General features: G+C 68.8%; 22 protein-coding genes and 1 pseudogene. 10 read left to right on the top strand and 13 right to left on the bottom strand.

The window, feature by feature from the left end; all coding sequences use genetic code 11:
• A partial coding sequence (locus E0E00_RS14795) for a hypothetical protein (RefSeq protein WP_207302794.1) occupies positions 1–191 on the top strand: 191 nt, incomplete at its 5' end.
• A gap of 441 nt (positions 192–632) precedes the next feature.
• Positions 633–1,736: an ATP-binding protein gene (locus E0E00_RS14085; RefSeq protein WP_130813180.1), complete on the top strand. Its 1,104-nt coding sequence runs from the start codon at positions 633–635 to the stop codon at positions 1,734–1,736.
• Between the two features lie 111 nt (positions 1,737–1,847).
• On the opposite strand, the gene E0E00_RS14080 is transcribed toward E0E00_RS14085, so the two are convergent.
• The 3 genes from E0E00_RS14080 to E0E00_RS14070 form a co-directional block, all read right to left on the bottom strand.
• The gene (locus tag E0E00_RS14080; protein ID WP_207302793.1) at positions 1,848–2,321 is read right to left on the bottom strand and encodes a class I SAM-dependent methyltransferase; all 474 of its coding nucleotides are present in this window, start codon (positions 2,319–2,321) and stop codon (positions 1,848–1,850) included.
• A gap of 701 nt (positions 2,322–3,022) precedes the next feature.
• A complete protein-coding gene (locus tag E0E00_RS14075) occupies positions 3,023–3,418 on the bottom strand; it encodes a DUF6652 family protein (RefSeq protein WP_371683412.1) in 396 nt (131 codons plus the stop codon).
• A 252-nt stretch (positions 3,419–3,670) separates the two neighbouring features.
• Positions 3,671–3,928 carry a hypothetical protein gene (locus tag E0E00_RS14070; RefSeq protein WP_130813178.1) on the bottom strand — a complete coding sequence of 86 codons (258 nt, stop codon included), beginning with the start codon at positions 3,926–3,928 and terminating at the stop codon, positions 3,671–3,673.
• Between the two features lie 313 nt (positions 3,929–4,241).
• Between E0E00_RS14070 and E0E00_RS14515 the strand changes: the two genes are divergently transcribed.
• Positions 4,242–4,418: a hypothetical protein gene (locus E0E00_RS14515; RefSeq protein WP_165443731.1), complete on the top strand. Its 177-nt coding sequence runs from the start codon at positions 4,242–4,244 to the stop codon at positions 4,416–4,418.
• Positions 4,419–4,602: 184 nt separating this feature from the next.
• On the opposite strand, the gene E0E00_RS14065 is transcribed toward E0E00_RS14515, so the two are convergent.
• Positions 4,603–5,784: a hypothetical protein gene (locus E0E00_RS14065; RefSeq protein WP_130813177.1), complete on the bottom strand. Its 1,182-nt coding sequence runs from the start codon at positions 5,782–5,784 to the stop codon at positions 4,603–4,605.
• 249 nt (positions 5,785–6,033) lie between these two features.
• Between E0E00_RS14065 and E0E00_RS14060 the strand changes: the two genes are divergently transcribed.
• Complete coding sequence (locus E0E00_RS14060) at positions 6,034–7,104, top strand: helix-turn-helix domain-containing protein (RefSeq protein ID WP_165443730.1); 1,071 nt, start codon at positions 6,034–6,036, stop codon at positions 7,102–7,104.
• Positions 7,105–7,165: 61 nt separating this feature from the next.
• Here the strand turns inward: E0E00_RS14060 and istB are convergent, their stop codons facing one another.
• On the bottom strand, positions 7,166–7,966 hold the full coding sequence (gene istB, locus E0E00_RS14055) for an IS21-like element helper ATPase IstB (RefSeq protein ID WP_242622294.1): 801 nt from the start codon (positions 7,964–7,966) through the stop codon (positions 7,166–7,168).
• Complete coding sequence (locus E0E00_RS14050; RefSeq protein WP_130813175.1) at positions 7,963–9,201, bottom strand: IS21 family transposase; 1,239 nt, start codon at positions 9,199–9,201, stop codon at positions 7,963–7,965. Before E0E00_RS14050 ends, istB begins: the two co-directional genes overlap by 4 nt.
• 248 nt (positions 9,202–9,449) lie before the next feature.
• Here E0E00_RS14050 and E0E00_RS14045 point away from each other — a divergent pair, with 248 nt between their 5' ends.
• Entirely contained in the window at positions 9,450–9,650 is a 201-nt protein-coding gene (locus tag E0E00_RS14045) for a hypothetical protein (protein ID WP_130813174.1), read from the top strand.
• Positions 9,651–9,921: 271 nt separating this feature from the next.
• A pseudogene (locus E0E00_RS15525) lies at positions 9,922–10,104 on the top strand (4Fe-4S binding protein); the annotation flags it as partial.
• A gap of 316 nt (positions 10,105–10,420) precedes the next feature.
• Here E0E00_RS15525 and E0E00_RS14510 read toward each other — a convergent pair.
• The 3 genes from E0E00_RS14510 to E0E00_RS14030 all read right to left on the bottom strand — a co-directional run bounded on the left by E0E00_RS14510 (position 10,421) and on the right by E0E00_RS14030 (position 11,763).
• A complete protein-coding gene (locus E0E00_RS14510; RefSeq protein ID WP_165443729.1) occupies positions 10,421–10,561 on the bottom strand; it encodes a hypothetical protein in 141 nt (46 codons plus the stop codon).
• A complete protein-coding gene (locus E0E00_RS14035; RefSeq protein WP_130813172.1) occupies positions 10,561–10,845 on the bottom strand; it encodes a hypothetical protein in 285 nt (94 codons plus the stop codon). Before E0E00_RS14035 ends, E0E00_RS14510 begins: the two co-directional genes overlap by 1 nt.
• Positions 10,846–11,046: 201 nt before the next feature.
• Positions 11,047–11,763, bottom strand: coding sequence for an ORF6N domain-containing protein (locus E0E00_RS14030; protein ID WP_242622293.1), 717 nt, complete (start codon positions 11,761–11,763; stop codon positions 11,047–11,049).
• On the opposite strand from E0E00_RS14030, the gene E0E00_RS14025 reads away from it, so the two are divergent.
• Both E0E00_RS14025 and E0E00_RS14020 read left to right on the top strand, forming a co-directional pair.
• Positions 11,753–12,031: a MerR family DNA-binding transcriptional regulator gene (locus tag E0E00_RS14025; protein ID WP_130813171.1), complete on the top strand. Its 279-nt coding sequence runs from the start codon at positions 11,753–11,755 to the stop codon at positions 12,029–12,031. The genes E0E00_RS14030 and E0E00_RS14025 overlap by 11 nt on opposite strands.
• The gene (locus E0E00_RS14020) at positions 11,916–12,332 is read left to right on the top strand and encodes a MerR family DNA-binding protein (protein WP_130813170.1); all 417 of its coding nucleotides are present in this window, start codon (positions 11,916–11,918) and stop codon (positions 12,330–12,332) included. The genes E0E00_RS14025 and E0E00_RS14020 overlap by 116 nt, the downstream gene beginning before the upstream one ends.
• 368 nt (positions 12,333–12,700) lie before the next feature.
• Here the strand turns inward: E0E00_RS14020 and E0E00_RS14015 are convergent, their stop codons facing one another.
• From E0E00_RS14015 to E0E00_RS14790, 4 genes are all read right to left on the bottom strand, one after another.
• On the bottom strand, positions 12,701–12,913 hold the full coding sequence (locus E0E00_RS14015) for a hypothetical protein (protein WP_021727308.1): 213 nt from the start codon (positions 12,911–12,913) through the stop codon (positions 12,701–12,703).
• Positions 12,914–14,005: 1,092 nt separating this feature from the next.
• Complete coding sequence (locus tag E0E00_RS14005; protein ID WP_130813169.1) at positions 14,006–14,830, bottom strand: nucleotidyl transferase AbiEii/AbiGii toxin family protein; 825 nt, start codon at positions 14,828–14,830, stop codon at positions 14,006–14,008.
• The gene (locus E0E00_RS14000) at positions 14,827–15,351 is read right to left on the bottom strand and encodes a type IV toxin-antitoxin system AbiEi family antitoxin domain-containing protein (protein ID WP_130813168.1); all 525 of its coding nucleotides are present in this window, start codon (positions 15,349–15,351) and stop codon (positions 14,827–14,829) included. Before E0E00_RS14000 ends, E0E00_RS14005 begins: the two co-directional genes overlap by 4 nt.
• A gap of 92 nt (positions 15,352–15,443) precedes the next feature.
• Positions 15,444–16,421 (bottom strand): hypothetical protein, encoded by a 978-nt coding sequence (locus E0E00_RS14790; RefSeq protein ID WP_130813167.1) that lies wholly within the window; start codon positions 16,419–16,421, stop codon positions 15,444–15,446.
• On the opposite strand from E0E00_RS14790, the gene E0E00_RS14500 reads away from it, so the two are divergent.
• Entirely contained in the window at positions 16,420–16,590 is a 171-nt protein-coding gene (locus E0E00_RS14500; RefSeq protein ID WP_165443726.1) for a hypothetical protein, read from the top strand. The genes E0E00_RS14790 and E0E00_RS14500 overlap by 2 nt on opposite strands.
• Positions 16,591–16,897: 307 nt before the next feature.
• Positions 16,898–17,128 (top strand): hypothetical protein (locus E0E00_RS13990; protein WP_371683411.1); only part of this gene is annotated, 231 nt, incomplete at its 3' end.

Here is a 17,128-nt window from a genome sequence, read left to right as displayed (position 1 = left end):
CCGCCGCCCCCCGCCACGGCGACCCCCGGCAGGCTCAGGCCCCGGGCGTGGTTCGGGGCGCTGGGGCCTCCCCCATAGAGCGCCGCGAACCCGTCGTGGGTGCCGCGCTCGGCGGCGTCCAGAACGTAGGCCCCTCGGAGCTGTCCCAGCTTGCCATCGCACGAACCGGAAAGCTCAGCGCCAATGTCTGAGAAGCGCTTGGCTGGAGCATCCCCCCCAGGGGCCAGGACGGAATGCCTGGGCAGAGCGGGCCTCGCACACGCCGGCGTCTTGTCGGGCCGCTGTTGTCCTGTCCGCAGGTCTTGTCCGGTCCGGCTGTGGGAAGGCCCTGGCAGACAGCGCCAGGGAGGCAGGAACGCAGCCACTCGCCATGCCGAGGTGGCAATCCCTGCTGCAGGGCATGAGGGGCGTGAGGGCAGAAGCCTCCAGGAAGAGATCGGCATGCGGGACTGCACGGTCCGGAATGTACCCCATGGGGAATCGGCCGACCTGCCCGAAGGAGACTGGGGAAGACCGGAAAGCCGACGTGCCAGGCACTGCAATCCAGAGGGCTCCCGCATTGCAGATGAAGGCAAAAAAGGCGAAAATAGGCGAACAAGGCGAAAATAGGCGAACAAGGCGAAAGGCACTCCATGCCAGGCAAAAATCCATTCACGCCGGAATTTGGCAGCATCCCGCTTGTGATGGCAGGACGCGAGGCGCTGCGCCAGGAATACCTGGAAGCTTTCGAGCAGGGACGGGGTAACCCCAACCTTTCGAGCATCCTCGTCGGTCCCCGCGGCTCCGGAAAGACGGCGCTCCTCTCCTCTCTTGCAGAGGAGGCCAGAGGCGCCGGATGGATTCCGGTCGGCACGGCCGCCATGGCAGGCATGCTCGAAGACATCTACCAGCAGACCAGGCTTGTCCTGGAGCAGTTTCCCGGAGACAGGGCCAAGAGCCACGTTGCCCGGATGACCGGTGTCACGCTCGGCCCTGTTGGTGCGACCTGGACCTCCGCATCCCCGCCAGACGGGAATTGGAGGACACGCATGAGCAGGCTGCTCGATGAGCTGGAAAGCCGTAACCTGGGCCTTCTCATCACGGTCGACGAGGTGCTTCCCTCGCTCGACGAGATGGTCACTCTTGCGGCCGTCTACCAGCTCTTTGTACGTGAGGGAAGACGGGTTGCCCTAGCCATGGCAGGGCTTCCGCACAATATAGCGTCGCTTCTGAATGACAGGAGTGTCTCGTTCCTGCGCCGTGCTCAGCAGCATACGCTTGGCACCATTGCCGATGCAGATGTGCGCTCGGCCTTCCGCAGGACAGCCCAAATCGCAGGCAAGGAGATTGCAGACGATGCGCTTGAGGCCTGTACCGATGCAATCGGCGGCTATCCCTATATGCTGCAGCTCGTCGGATTCAGGAGCTGGCAAGCCTGCGCAGCATCTTCTGCCATCACGCTCCCCGAGGCGCAGCAGGGCATCCTCGATGCCCAAGAAGACTTCAGGCAGCATGTCCTTGCCCCGACCTATCGGGAGCTCTCGGCACACGACCTGCGTTTCATCCATGCGATGCTCGAAGATGTGCACGAAAGCCGTATCGCAGCCATTGCAGAGCGCATGGGCGTCGAGAGCCGCTACGCTTCGAAGTACAGAAGCAGGCTCCTCGCGACAGGCGTGATAGAGCAGCCTGCCCGAGGCGTTGTTCGCTTCGCTCTGCCCGGCTTCAGATCCTATGTGGAGGAGCAGGAGGCATAGTAGCCATCCCTCCTGTGGACGCCGATTCGGCAACCTCCGAGGCCTCGCGCTTGAGATCCAGGCCAATCCAAATGGTTGGCGATGAGCTGCTCAACACCTAGCACCGTGCCATCACCACGATCCAAGGCTTGCTCTGGTGGTGAGTGCCCTGCTCTCAGAAAAACCTGCCTCGTGCAGGGCGCCCTCAATATCGCTCGTGGTGTAGCAGCGCATGCCCTCGATGATCTTGGAGTACTTCTGCCCCTCCTCGTCGGTGCCGTCAGGCTCGCGGACGATGGCGAGCCGCCCACCGGGTCTCAAGATGCGTCTCACCTCGGCAAAGCAGCTCTCAAGGCCGGGCCAGAAGTAGATGGTCTCGAAGGCCGTGGCCAAGTCGAATGAGGCGTCGGGCAGGCCGAGCGCCGAGACGTCCCTCTGCCTCACGACGCACCTGCCGGCGTCAATCTGGGCACGGTTGTAGGCGCCGGTCCTCTCCACCGAGAGAGGAGCATAGTCTATGGCCGTGACTTGTGCGGTGGGATAGCGCCGCAGAGGCTCCGCGGCATTGCGGCCGCCGCCACAGCCCAGATCAACAGGGAGTCGCACGGGGCGGCCACGAAGGGTGGGCCGTCCTGCCTCAGGCGGCCGCTCGTCGAGGGGCTCGCGTCGATCCCCAGGTGGAGGGGGCCGGGCAAGGTCCCGAGGAGGGGGCAGGAGCCGCTGCCCGCGGCGGCGAGGGCCGCCCGGGAGGGCAGCGCCCGCATGCTCGGGCGCTATGGCGCGCTCCTGGCCGCCGGCATAGGGGGAGGGCGCGTCGGCCCGGCCGAAGGCGCATGGAGGAACCCGCGCGGCCCAATTTGCGCGCTCCCGAGGGCGTATGCGCGGAGCCAGACTGAGCCCCGACGGCTCCCGGCGGACGGCCTCCATCGAAGCGCGGTGGTGCGGGCGGGGGAGCCCCGTATCCGCGAATGTGAAGCTGGGAATGCGTTATGCGTCCGCCGAGGCGGACGGCAGGAGCCGAGCCCGAGGAGCCCAATCCCCTCCCCAGCCCCGACCCAGCTAATCGGGGCTGGGGGCCTATTGCCCATTGACAGCCCGATGAACATATGAACTGGGCGAACGTCACGGAAAACGCGTTACGTGTGCACTTTGGAAGGATGGGGTCGGACATGCCGGCCCGCCGGCACCACAATCCTGGGCCTCTCCCGGGTCCGGCCACGCTGCCGAGCCCCGCGCCAGCGCACGCTCCCCCGGCAGGGCCAGCCAACCTGGGTCACCACCGCTGCCCAGCAGGGCTTATGCCGCCGTCACACCCTCGCCGTGACCAAGGCGCCATCCGCCTTCCTCACCCTCACATACAGCACGATGGCCGCCACGACATCGGTGACGAACAGCGCGTGTAGCACGCAGAGCACCACCGCCGACGCCCCGGTGATGAGCCCCTGCCTGCGGGCACGCACCGCCGCGGCAAAACCGTACGAGGACGTGAGCAGCAGCGGCACGTAGTCGATCACGGCCAGCATCCCCACCATGAGGGGCACCATCAAGAGGAGCCCAGGCACCACGGCCATCCCGACCGACACGGCGACCCCACCGATGAACACAAGGAGGTAGAAGGGGATCATGCAGAGCTTGAGCAGCATGTCCCAGAACGCCAGCCTGCGTGGGCTATCCCTCTCGCGGTCCAGGCACGCATTGGCCACGTTGGCCGCACCGACGGCGAGCACGACGGCAATCCATACGCCCAACGTGGCATCGCTCACGCCGGGACCCAGGAGCTCAACGGGGGCCCAACCGCAGTAGACGGCGGCGATGAACAGGACGGGCAATGCGACTCGCACGACCTTGGGCATGGCGGCCTCCGTTCCTTACGTACGTGCTTCAGCTTCCACGTTACCAGAACTGCGGCGTCCGTGGCCGACACCCCCGGCAGCATGTCCCTGGCGTCCATGTAGTCAAGGGGCACAGCCTGGCCTGGGCCGCCCCACGCCGTGCAGGGGGCTCTTGCTCCCCAGCGCCTCGCCCTCCATGAACCTCTCGTTGCTGCCGCAGAGCGCCATGGCCACGTTCATGCCCTTGAAGGAATGGTCTATGACAACCTGCAGCTCAGGGAGCAGGGAGGGGTCCGCCTGCGCCGTGAGGTACAGGGCGCGCTTACCGCGCGCGAACCGGTCGAGGAGGGTCGCCTTGCCGACGCGCCTGCGTCCGCACACGGCAACCAGCCAGCATCGACAACGACGACGTCGCCATGGAGCGGGTCCGCAACCCGGCGCTCCTGCGGAGGCTGCTCTATCTGGGCGCCCCCCACTCCGCCGGGGGGTCCCGTACCGCAGGCTGCTCGGCCAGCTCGACGACCGGGGCGACACGGCGGCCGCCTACGGAAGCGGGCGCGAGGGGCCGCTCACGGACGCCTCGAAGCGGGGGCATCTCGCGGAGGGCGCCGCCGGGGCGTACCTGCTCACGCGGGCCGCGACGGACGGCTCCGAGGTCTGCTGGTGGCGCGGGGGGAGCAAGGGGGCGGACTTCGTGGCGTCCGATGGCCGCCACGTGACCGCCGTCGAGGCGAAGGGCGGCCGCGTGAAGCCGACTGGGGGCCTGGAGGCCTTCTGCCTCGAGCGTCCCGAGGCGCGCACGCTGGCGGTGGGCAGCGCCGCGTGCGGCGTGGGGGACTTCCTCACAGGGGACGTCGGCCTGCTCCCGTGACGCAGACCTCGGTCGTTCCGCGCCTGGCGCCGGCCTAGAACGGCTCCGGCGCGTCCTTCTCGAACCAGGCGAGCCACAGACGAGGACGGCGGCCAAGGCCGCGGTTACAAGGAGCGCCGCCCAGAGCATTAGGTCTCCCCCTTACCGGCGCATCGAGAGGGGCATGCGCCCACCCCACGCTGCGTCACCATCTCACTTGGGCCCGCTTCTGCTTGGCCTTCTCGACGTCAGCGACAAAGTCCTCGAGCGCTTGCGTCTGTGGGAGCCTCCTCTGCTTGAGGTACTCGTGCAGGCATGCAACGCCGATGATGAGGAGCATGACCCCTATGATGCCCGCCTCGACCACGATGAAGGTCGGCATGAGGGCCTCCTGGCCCGCCAGGTAGTCGTCATAGGAGAAGATCACGCCTCCGTCCTTGTCGAGCACCTGCCAGCAGATGAGCAAATTGCTTATCTTGCCATCCGTGTGCGACGCCCTTCCCCAGACCAGCACCGTGGTGCCCGACCGCTCGGCCTCATAGAGCCTGTCTGCGGCCACCTGGTCCGCCCGGCCGATGATGACGTCGTCCCACCGCCACTCCTCACGGGTGTCGTGCTCAGGAACTGTCATATGATAGGCGCCATCGCACTCGTGCACGTTGGTGGGCGTGACCTCGTAGGGCCCCACCCCCTGCCTGTCAAGGCTCTGAACAGGATGCGGGAGGGTGAAGGCAAGGACGAAGGCCACGGACATCGCGACAGCCAGCAGGTACGAGCCCAATCCGGAACGGGTGTAGTAGGCATGGGGACGCTCAAAGACGAGGTCCCCATCGTGGCGCGCGGCAAACTCCTCGTAGGCCCGCCGTGCGAACGGGCCCCAGCACTCCACCCGCACCTTGCCAAAGCGTATGGCGAGCTCCTTAGGGCACCGCGAGACGGCCGTAGCATCCGCCCAGGTGAACTCATGGCTCTGTCCAAACGAGTTGCGGTACCAGACCTTGTCCCCATCCCAGACGAGCCGATAGTTGAGTGCCTGGGCGCCCATGCCAACTGCCATCGCGACCATGAACCCGCCAAAGACCAGGGCCCCCGATATCAGTGCAAAGTCAAGCAGGATAGCGAGAACGGAGGCGCACAGGAAGAACACGCCGCATACAAACGCTGTGCAAAGCAGGCCCGACCCAGCGCAACACAGGCCGCGCTCGGGTGTGCTCACGACCCCACTGGCGTCCTTCGACGAGCTGTCGCAGCCGGCCTTGGAGAGCAGGTCCCTCAGAGCGCTCGGAGCATCCCTCGTGAGACCCGCGAACCAGATTCGTGGCGCACGGCGCACCAAAAGGTACAGAAGGACCACAGCTACTGCCACCGTTATGCCGACCCAGAGCATGAGCGTCCACCTGCCTTGCCCAAAGCGACCTGGCCAGAGGCCAATGCGTCCATTCTACCAAAAGGGGCACCTTGCGCGCGTATGCGCGGACATAACGGCCCACAGAGTCGCGAAGCCTCGAGTTGAGACTTCAGCAGAACGGGTCCGGAAGTCAGCCGGACGCGTACGGGTGAGTGTCAGAGCCCCGCGGTCGTGGAACCAGTGAGGGTGTGGGCGGGAATGGGCCCGCCCCGAAGCCGCTGGGAAGGGATGACCGAGGCTGGCAGGAGGAAGAGGAACCGGAAAGAGAGGCGAGAGGACCGGCGCCAGGGGCACGAGGGGCGGGGGAAGCCCGAGAGGGCGTACGCGAGGCTCACCGAGGGCGATCGCAAGGGCATCGAGAGGGGGCTCGACGACGGCGACAGCTGCCGGAAGACCGCCGAGTCCATCGGGAGGTCGCCCTCGACGGTGCACGACGAGGTCATGCGCCACAGGTTCGTGACCTCGCCGAAGGCCAGGAGGGGCGAGCCCGCGCCCGACGGCCTCTCCGGGGCGTGCGACAGGCTCGGCAGGTGGCCCAGGCGCCGCAACGGCTGCAAGGGGCGCGGCGGCTGCGGCTGCGACAGGCGCCCGAAGGTGCGCTACGACTGGGGCCTCGCGCAGAGGGCGGCCGACGCGGAGCCCTCGGAGGCGGGGCGGGGCGTCGACGAGAGCGAGCCCGAGCTCGCCCGGAAGTGCGCGCCCATAGACGACCGCCACGGGAGGGGCCTCTCGCCCGAGCAGATCGTGAACGTGTACCCCGGGCTGGGGATATCGAAGGCGACGGTCTGCGACTGGACGGACGGGGGCTGCTGCGGGCCCGAGGACATCCGGCTCAGGCGCAAGGCCGCCCACAGGCCCAGGAGCCACGCCGGGGGCGGCAGGGGGAGGTCGACCAGGCACTCCGGGGAGAGGAGCCACGACGAGTCCCTGAGGCTCCCCGAGGGCGTCCGGGACAGCGCCTGGGGGATGGACGCCGCCGAGGGCGCGAGCGAGGGCAGGCAGTGCCTGCTCGCGCCCTGCCACAGGCCGTCGGGGCTCCAGCTGGCGGTCCCCGTGGCGCCCCAGGCCCGTCGACCCGGTGCTCGCCGGCCTGGGGCTCGTGAGGGACGCGCCCGGCGGCGAGGGGGCCATGCGGCGCGTCCTCGGGTGCGTCCTGACCGGCAACGGGACGGAGCTCTCGGACGAGGGCGCGCTCGCCGAGATGTTCGGCGAGCGGCCGGGCGAGGCCAAGCTCTGCTACTGCGACCCGAACCACGCCGAGCAGAGGGGCGGGTGCGAGCGCTGTTGAAGTCAAGATAGATTTCACCAGACTAGACAGCGAACCGCCCCCATCCGCACCAACGTACATTCGCCAGTCCCGTCACCGCGGGGCGCCGGAATCGGCGACCACTGCCGGCGAGGCCCTGTCCTGCGGCGCGAGGTCCTTGGTCCCGTAGGACCTCCCCGTCATGCGTACCAGGTGGCAGTGGCGGCAGAGCCTGTCCGCTATCGCCGACGCCACGACCGGGTCCCCGAAGACCTTCGCCCACGACCCCATCCCCACGTTGGCCGTCACGATGGCCGACCTCCTCTCGTACCTCCTCGAGGTCAGCTGGAACAGCAGGTCCGCGCCCTGCTTGTCCACGTCCGGGTAGCCCACCTCGTCGACGATAGGCAGCGACGGGTGGGCGTAGAGGCGCAGCCGCCTCTCCAGCTGGCCCTTGCCCGCGGCGTGCGCGAGGTCCGAGACGAGGCGCCGGCAGTCGGTGAAGTAGGCGAGCTTGCGGGCGCGGATCGCCTCGACCCCCAGCGCCACGGCGATGTGGGTCTTGCCCACGCCGGGGCTGCCGACGAGCACGACGTTCTCGTGGCGGTCGAGGAGCCCCAGCGTCGCGAGGTCCTCGACCACACCCCTGGGGACCGACGGCTGGAACGAGAGGTCGAAGTCCCTGAGAGCCTTCACGTGGGGGAGGCTCGCCTTCTCGACTCTCCTGTCCAGGTCGCGCTCCCTCACGGCGGCGACCTGCGCGCCGGTCATCTCGAGCAGGGCCTCGGGGAACGGCTTCGCGCCCGTCGCGACCAGCCTCGAGTACTCCGGGGCGGAGGAGGCCATCGCGTCGAGGCCGAGCTCCCCCAGGTTGCCGCGCATGCGCTCCGGCACGCTGCCCTCCGGGCCGGTCACGACCCCTCGCCCCCTCCGGGCCCGCCCAGCAGCTCGAGGTTGCGCCTGGCCTGCGCCTCTATGTCCGCGTCGCCGCCCCAGCGCTCGTCCGCCACCGCCTCGGCGCAGTCGCCCTCGCGGTAGGCTACCGGCCCTCCCGGGGCGGCGGCGTCGTGCGCCGCCACGAGCCCCCCGCCGTCGTAGGCCCTGAGGCGCCCGCCCGGCTCGAGCAGCAGCCTCACGCGGCGCCCCATGCACCCCCTCGGCACCGGGAACTCGCGCCCGGCGCACCTGACGAGCATGGTGGCGGGCACCACCTGCCACGGCACGCCGCCCACCAGCGCCGAGGGCACCGACTCGCGGGGCATGGGCCCCAGGGCCCCCCTCTCCCTCCGGAAGAGCGGCTCCGGCGGCAGGCCGGTCGTGCGGTTCGGCTCCTCGTTGCTCCTCGCGCGCACGCGCGCCATCGCGCGGTCGAGCCCCTCCCAGCCCTCGAAGTCGCCCTCGCAGGCCCCGAGGCGCGACAGGAGGCGGCTCGCGCCCTCGTCCCTGCCCTTGGTCTGCGGCGTCCTGGGCCGGCAGAGCGCGAGCCCGAGGCCGGCCTCGCGCGCGAAGGCGGCGACGCGCCCGTCCCGCGAGCCCCTCCCGTCGCCGCCGAGCGTCGCGACGGCCGGCACGTTTTCCCCGAGCCGCCGCCGCGGCCCGCCCCCCCGCCAGCGGCTGTCGTCCGCCCCGCAGGCCCGCCGGTCGTCCCTGGCCCTGGTCGGGGACCGCACGAAGTGGTGCATCCGGGACCATCCGAGCGTCGAGGCGTACGCGTCGAAGCGGTACCCGCGGCCGGAGCGGTCGCGCATGGTGACGCCCTCCTTCCAGTCGGACTGCAGCTGCTCGCCGGGCGCCGTCCCGAACCTGGGGTGCGCGTCCGGCGCGCCGCCGCGCCCGACGGCTATGCCGCGCCCCCTCAGGTGGCTCGTGAAGGCGTTGTGGCCCGGGACCGGCGGCTCGTCGCCCGCGTGACGCTCGAGCAGCAGCTCGTGGGTGCCCTTGGCCGTGGCTCCCGGCAGCGCCGCCTTCTCCTCGATCTCGTCGCGGCAGCGGTCGAACCCGCTTTGCCGCCCGTGCCTGCCGTCGTCCGGCGAGGGCCCGCCCCCGTTCCAGTACTTCGAGACGGTGTGCCCGTCCGCGCCGTACCTCCTAGCGACCTCCGAGAAGTTCGGCTTGACGCCGCACTCCCTGTCCGCGTTCAGCCCAGCCATGAGGTTCCTCTCCAAGGCCCCCACCCCTCTCCGTCGTCGGTTCGGGGCTGAGCCTAGTTGGTAAAGGTGGTGAAACCACGCTGGTTTGGCTGGCGCATCCGCGCTGGTCGGATTGGGGCGCGTGTTGGTCAATCTGGTGAAACCTAAGCTAGCGCTATCAGCGCAACCACTCCGAGATCAGGAGGCCCCTGCCCAAGGGCGTCGGCATCAGGTTCGACAGGCTCGCGCGCGCCGGCTGCGCCCTCGTGATGAGCCAGGTCAACTCCGGGCCCAGGGGCAGGCTCGCCTGGATGGCCCCGTCGCGCGCCCTCGGGGCGGCCTTCGGCGACGACGCGGCGCGCCTCCTCGACGCCCTCGGGATGGAGGAGCCCTCCCCCGACGAGCTCGACCTCACGCCCGCCTGCGTCGAGCGGGCGCGCGCCGAGAGGGGCGACGGCCCACTGAGGTAGCCCGGCAAGGCCACGCCATAGGCACCGCCGCGACCGTCCGGCTGGGTCCCCACCACGGGCGGACGGCTAGGGGCACCTATGCGTCGGAAGACGGCCGAGCGTTTTCCGGCCGCCCAGCCAACTGGGAAAACGTGCCGTAATCTGGCAATCCGAAAGCGAAGGGGCGTCCGGCTAACTGCTCGAACGCCCCTCACGGCCTAAGTGTTCGGATGACCTCTGAACTCAACCCAGAGTCGCGAAGGTCGCGGTCACGACTGCGAAGATAGCCCAGATGAAGACGTGGCACGAGACGCATGCCGCCAAGACCCTGAGGAGGGACGCGGCACGGGAATACACCGTGAGCGATGACTGCATCCTGTGCGGAACCTGCGCACGGGTCTGCCCGGCGAACAGCATCGTCGTGGGGGACACGGTGGAGTTCTCCGACCACTGCGAGGTCTGCTACGCCTGCCTGCACAACTGCCCTCAGGGCGCGATTCAACTGCCAGCCGAGGCGAACACCGTCCATTTCCGCAATGAGCACGTGAGCGTTGCGGCATCGTGCGCACAAACGGGTAGTGCCATGGCTCACGTCACATCAGAGGCACGTACGGGAGGTACTGCACAAATGGGCGGTGCTCATCTGCACGGTGCTGTTCGTTTCGATTGGATCAACCGGCTACCCGCTGCTGCTCCGAGGGCCCGCCAGGAAGGGAGGCCCGCTGCCATGCGTCATGGGCGGCCACGATCCTCTCGACCCAGCGCGCCTTCTGGCTGACCACGAAGCGCTCCTAGCTCGAGTCCGTCCGCACGATGAGCCATCGAACGGAAGCATGGCAGTCCGTGATGGAGCGCAGCGGGATCTCCAGCCTGCTGTTGGGGTGCAGGTTCACCCCATGGGCCCGAAACAGGAGGACCTCCGGCGTGAGCATCAGGTACCCCCGTCCGTCTTCAAGCGCCCCACGCGATGGTTGGCGGGTCCCGCGTACAGGGCGTCTGCCGGCATGTCGCGCTCCATCTTGTTCGACATGAGCACGGTGAACAGCGTCAGGATACCCGTGAACAGCGCGCCGGCGAGGGCGCCCGTGGCAAGTCCCACCGCAAGGCTCGACATGATGGCCCCATAGCAGAGGCCCATGATGCCACCGTACAGGACAAACGACAGGGCGATCGACCACGCGCTGAGCGGTGGCTGCGCGTTGGGATTCCTCTTCATGCCCAGCAACCCTCCTCCTCATAGCCTCTGGTGTGTCGTCATTGTACGCGCCCGTCGGTCGTGATGCCTGGCGGGCAGGGGCCTGTCCTAAGTGGCACGCCGCACCGACCGGACGGCACGGCGGTGCAAGGACCTTAGCGAGCCGGGCGAACCATACCCCTGAGGCAACGGGCCCTTCTCGCTAGGCCTTGCTAGGCCTTGCTAGGCCTTGCGAATCGTGTGCTTCACCGTGAGCCTGGGGTACTGGGCGTTGAAGGTGTCCACGTCGCGCCGGGTGAGGCACGTGCGCGGGTGGGTCCAGACGGTCGCGCTCACCCCCTCGGCCTTCTTGGCCAGGATGTTGAGGGTGCCGGCGTCAACGTAGCCGTCCACCAGAACGATGCCGCCCTTGGCCCTCCGCACGAGGGACACCAGAAGCTCGAAGGCATCCCAGACCTGGCCGTCGAAGAAGACCCTCTGCCGCGGCGACTCGTGGGTCCCCATATAGTCGAAGACGCGCTCGAAGCGCTCGTCGGTGGTCCTCTGGTACTCCAGCTGGCGAAGCTCCGCTGCGCGGATCCGCTCGAACATGGCGGCATTGCCCGCAATGAAGTGGCGCATCTCGACGAAGGACTTCATGATTTGCACGCTCACGCGTACGGCGGTGTCGCTCCTGAGGACCGCCGAGAGCATGGCCACGCCCTGCTCGGTGTATGCGTAAGGTAGGTAGCAACGACCGCCAGTCGCGAATTTCCGCAGGTCATCGCTTGAGATGCCAATTTGGCACCTCAAATCTTCGTGCTCGTCTCGCGTGAGTTGGAAGCGGAAGTCCTCGGGGAACCGGTTCTCGTTGCGCTTGGCCGCGCGGTTCAGCGCGCTAGTTTCCACCCCATACAGCCTCGCCAGGTCGCTGTCGAGCATGACCTGCGTGTCACGCACGGTGTACGAGCACACCTGCGGCGTGTCCTACGCCAGCCGCGTGGACGACGCCGCCCGCAAGGACATCGCGACGGTGGGTCGAGCGCAGGCTGAGCGCGTGATTGAGCTGGTCGAGGAGCTGTATGCCATGGAGAGGCCGTACACGATAGGCAATGCTGCGGCAGGGTTGGGGATGCCGGCATCCACGATCCGCTTCTACGAGAAGAACGGGCTCATACCCAAACCAGTGGCGTTCGAGCGACGGAAGGCGCCTGTTCGACGAGGATAACCTTGAGTGGATGCGCTTCGTGGAGTGGCTGAAGGTGTCGGGGATGCCCATAAGGGAGATTCGCGAGCACGTAAGGCTCTACATGGCTGGAGACTCCACCATCGAGGAGTGCCGCCGCATTGTCTGCGAACGCCGCGATGCCATCGACAGGCAGCTCAATGAGTTGGAGCTGGCTCGTGACTTCATCGAGTACAAGTGCTGGTTCCACGACGTGGCACGCGAGTCGGGCACGTGCGACACGCCACGCACCATGCCCTACGACGAGCCGCCCGACGACATCAGGCACAGAGAGGCACGGTAGGTACGGCACGCCTGGCATGACCGCCCGGTCGGGCTACCCCGGGAGGGCGTACGCGCTGGGTAGGTCAGTCTAAACGACTCACCCGATGATCCCACCCGATGGATTCTCATGCTCAATGGCCAGCATTGTCCGGATGATCCTGCCTGAATCCATATGATGTTGAGCAATCGTCGCGCGCTGTTCCATAGAGAACGACAGGTACGATCCCTCTCTCGTCCTCGCAATCAAAAATCGCAAGGCTGTTCCGGATGTCGGTAGAGGAGGTCTTCTTCGAAGAGGTCCTTTCCCCGAGGACTGAACCGTTGCACGCAAGCCCCGGTTGGCTCGATTTCAGGAGGAGTCAACCGGAGTTCGCCCGAGAGCTGTCCCTACCACCAGAAAACGAACATGACGGCAAAGGGAAGGGCCGCACCGAGGAGGAAGATCACCGCAAAGATGTGGAACGACGTTGGGTAGATCCGGGGCATCCTGTAGGAGGGCCTGTCCGGGTCCCCCGGGGACTCGCCCTGTCTCTCGCGGCGGGCCAGCACCGTCACGAGGGTCAGGATGGAGACCACAACCCCTGTCGAAATGAGCAGCATGGCTCCCTCGCGCTCCCTACTTTAGGCGCACCCGCCATGGGTAAGCTGGCCAGTCCAATCCAGCGATGGCCCCGCCTCTGCGAGGCTGGCGACGGCGCTCGCTCGCCGACGAATGCATGTAGCAGGAAGGATAGCACTGCACGCGCAGCCGCACAGGTCCAGGAGAAGATCGGGGCGAACGTCCAACCCACCATGCCATGACGCCCGAGGCCACGTGTGACGCTGACATAGCACTGGGCAGGGGGCGCCAGAACGGGCGTCCTACCGCATGAGCAGCACGATGATCAGAAAGAATGCGACAGAGAATGCGGCGCGGGAGCGCCAGGACGAGGAGCGTCGCCTTCCACGCGGGGAGCCCGCCGATCCGGTCGCGGAGGTCCCCGCGCCGCGAGCGGCGCACCGAACGCGAGGAGGGTGGCGCACATGCCCGCCTCCGACGCGGGGTCGATCGCCGACTTCCCCGTGAGCATGTATGCCACATACAGCCCCAGCCCGACGCAGTCGTGGGGGAAGTAGAATCGTGGGGAAGGTCCGATCGCACATGCCGGAGGTGAAGGTGACCGAGCTCTACGAGCCCACGAGGGATGACCTGTGGTTCCGACAGGCTCTCATGGCCGACCCGGAGACATGTCGTACAACGACGCGTGGGGAGGGACCATACCGTTCCCCGAGGAGGAGTGGGACGGCTGGTACGACTGGTGGCTGGCCCGCCACGATGGCGATCGCTTCCACCGCTACCTCGTGGATGCGGAGGGCGGCGACTTCGTCGGCGAGGTCGCCTGTCACTACGACGAGTCGGGGCGGATGCACCTCGCCGGCGTCATCGTCATCGCGTCGCAGAGGGGCCGCGGCCCCTCTGCGAGTCCGCGAGGGAGAGGAGCGCCCGCGTGCTGTGGGACAGCATCGCCCCGGACAACCCCGCCATCGCGCTGTTCCTCGAGCAGGGCTTCGTCGGGGCAACAGAACCGACGAGGCCATCTGCCTCCGCAAGAACCTGCCCTGGGGACTCCTGCGGCAGCCTGCCCCCTCCCCGGGTCCGCCGACTCATAAACCCTGATCGGCCTCCCGATGCGGGTTGGCGGCCGCTGGGGGCTATGCTGTGGCGATCCTCGAGATGAGCGCGTTGGCCCACTCGACCGCCTCGTTGACGTCCTGGATGACCGCCATATTCTCGGTCAGTGCCCGGTACTGCACGTCCCATCCCTCGCGCGCCTCGACCGTCGGCGGCCAGGCCCGCCCCTGCCTGTAGGCGAAGAGCCTCTCGCACGTGCGCCTCGTCGCGGCGAGGCCCATGTCGCTGTTCGAGAACACGACCTGCAGGTCGACGAGGTCGCGCACCCTGTCCCCCGTCCCGGTGACGGCATGCAGCTTCTGGGCCACCTGGTGCTCCAGCGGCATGGGCGGCGCCCTCCCCGGGCCGGGGAAGCCGAGCGCCGCGAATGCCGCGGCGGCGTCCTCGAGGTCGACCCAGTCCGCGGCGTCCGCGTCGCCTATCTCGTCGTGCCCCACCTCGGGCGGGACCGTGCACCACGGCTTGCCGAGGTAGGCGAGCCAGACGTCGAAGGGCCGCATGACGTACTCCTCCGGCACGCCCCTCGGGTGCGCGGGCTCCCTGGGGACGACCCGTCCCGTGAAGCCCTCCCATCCGCGGGCGAGCGCCGCCCCGAGGAGCTCGGCGTAGGCGGCGGGATCGGTGGCCGTCGCGGTGTCGAGGTCGGTGGTGTAGCGCGTCCGGGCGTTGCCGTAGCGCATCTTGATGGCGCTCCCGCCCTTCACGACCCCGTCGGGCAGCATCCTCGCGACGACGGCGTTGGCCATGAGCGTCCGCAGCCTCACGTAGGCGGCCTGGTCGCCCCCGCACTCCCTGCGGATCGCGTCGTCGAGGTGGCGCATGCTGCTCGGCCTCTTCGCGGTCATGAGAGCTCCCTTCCCAGGTCATCCATCTCCCCGCCGGTTATGTACCCCTCGCGCCGGGCCGCCTCCGCGGCCTCGCGCGCCCGCTCTCGCCCGAGCCCCGGCGCGGCGGCGCGGATGGCGTCGGCCGCGCGCTGGCAGCGCACGCCCTCGTAGTGCGTGACGTCCCCGCCCTGGCGCATGCCCAGCACGGTGACGCCCTGGCCGACGTCGCGCCTGACCCTTTTCGGTGAGGCGACCCAGATGCAGGTGGGGTCGGTGGGGGCGAGGCCGAGGAGCGCCACGACGGACTCGCCCCAGAGGTAGGCCCCCTCGCCCGCGGCCTTCACCGCGATGGCGTAGGGGGCGGCCTCCTGGTGGGGCCAGACGGGCATCCGGTAGACACCCCGGGCGACGCGCACGAGCTTGCCGCGCCGCTCCTGCTGCACCATCTCGGCGTTGGACACCCCGAGCCCGCGAGCCTCCTCGGAGGTGACGAGCCCGAAGTCGTCCACGTTCGCGTATATGTCGTCGATGATCGCCATGGCAGAAGTATATCGTATATGAACTATTCTTGACACCATGATTTCCCCTGCCCGAGACGGCCGCCGTGCCTCGGCCCCGTTGCCCGCAGTCCCTATGGCAGGCAGCCCTTCTCACGGAACTCCTGGAGCACCGTGAGCCTGTGCACTCGGATGTTGCGCCCCACGTAGATGTGGGGCAGCGTCGCGCATATCTCGTACGACTTGCTCTTGCCCACGCCGAACACCTCGGCGATGTCCCTGGGAGAGAGCCACTCGGGCCTGTTCGTAAGGGACGAGCTGTCCCTGAGGGAACTCACTCTCGTCGACTGCTGTGCTGCCATGGCCGTCTCCTCCCGTCGGTTGCTGTCACGGCCATGACGCCACCCCTTGGGCTGGGGCGGCCGCCTGGGCCTGCGACGCCCGCGCGGCCCCAGGCGGGCCCCTTGGGCGACCCGACCGGCCGCCGAAGACGACCGATGGGAACATGCCGGGCGAGGGTCCCAGCCAGCCGCGGCTCGTATCGTGGGCGTCGCCAGGCGGGCGTCCCGGACGGGCCGGTGACGGGCACGCTCGGAGGGACGCACCATGCACATGACGCCGCAGGCATGCGGGGAGGCCGGGGCCGCCCACCCCAGCCACGGGCCCTTCGCCGGGTTCGGCGTCGGCAAGGCCTTCCGCGTGGCCCGCGCACGCCTCGCCGGCGGCGGGCGGGCGCCGGCGCCGCGGGCATGGGGGCGGCCTGCGTCACCGGCGAGCGCGGGAAGAGGGCCCGCGAGCCCTCCCCCGGCGTCGCGAAGAGCGACCGCAGGGGCGCGGAGGCGATCGCGGCCAAGCAGGCGACCCGGTGCGGGAGCCGCGTGCGCGCCGCGCTCGCCGAGTCCGACGCCGCGCTCGGGCGCGCGCCCGGCCTCCCCGGGCCGTGGGCGCTCGACGCGCTCGAGCTGGTCGGCGGCCCGTGGCAGGCCCTCGACGCCGGCAGGGCCGGGCCCCGCCGCGTCGCCGCCGGCGCCCAGGGGCACGCAGTCCGGCACCACGACAAGCTCGGTCCCCGCCTCGCCGGAGGGCAACGGGCGCCTGAAGAGCCTGCCCATGCTCCCCCGCCCGTCGCTCGTCCGCGGCGGCAGCGAGTTCGGGAGGTGCTACCGCGCGTGCCGCGCGAGGGGCATGCGGCACGCGCCGGCGCCCAGGGCGACCGCGCGCGAGCGCCTGAGGGTGATCTGCGCGGCAATGCGCGACAGGGGGCCGTACGTGCCCGCGTAGCGCGCGCCCGACGCCTTCCGGGCGAAGAGGCGCCGCCCCGCGTTCGACGCGGGGCGGCGGCGCAGCCATGCCCGTTTCCGGCGCGCAATCGCATTCGAAGGAGCATGGAAATCGTTCACGGAGGGGGTTGACGGAACTATAGGAACACCCCCCTGGCCCCTGTCCCCAACTCGGACTCCCTTGCCCGGGGCCTCGGCTCCCCCATCCCCTTCCCGAGCCCATCTGGGTCTGTTGATGTTCACTAAGAAGTGACGCAGAGGGGGTGGTACCGGAAATCCGTACCAGACGATGACGTTTGGAGGATGGCGTGTATTCCCCTGAACAGAGGAAAAGGGCGGTCGAGCCCTACATCAAGTACGGCCTCAAGGCCACGGCAACCATACGGGAGCTCGGATGTCCCAGCCGCGCACGGCTGGTGAGCTGGCACGGGGAGTGGCAGGAGAACGGAGGAAGGCTCGCGGACCGCAGCCTCGGGCAATGCACGCTGGAGCAGAAGGGGGCCGCGGTCAGGCACTGCCTCACCCATGGGAGGCGCAAC

Origin of the sequence: Olsenella sp. Marseille-P4559, from assembly GCF_900605015.1 — a bacterium.
Lineage (GTDB): Bacteria > Actinomycetota > Coriobacteriia > Coriobacteriales > Atopobiaceae > Tractidigestivibacter.
Note: the sequence above shows the minus strand (reverse complement) of the source record. Positions and strands in the feature narration are given on the sequence as shown.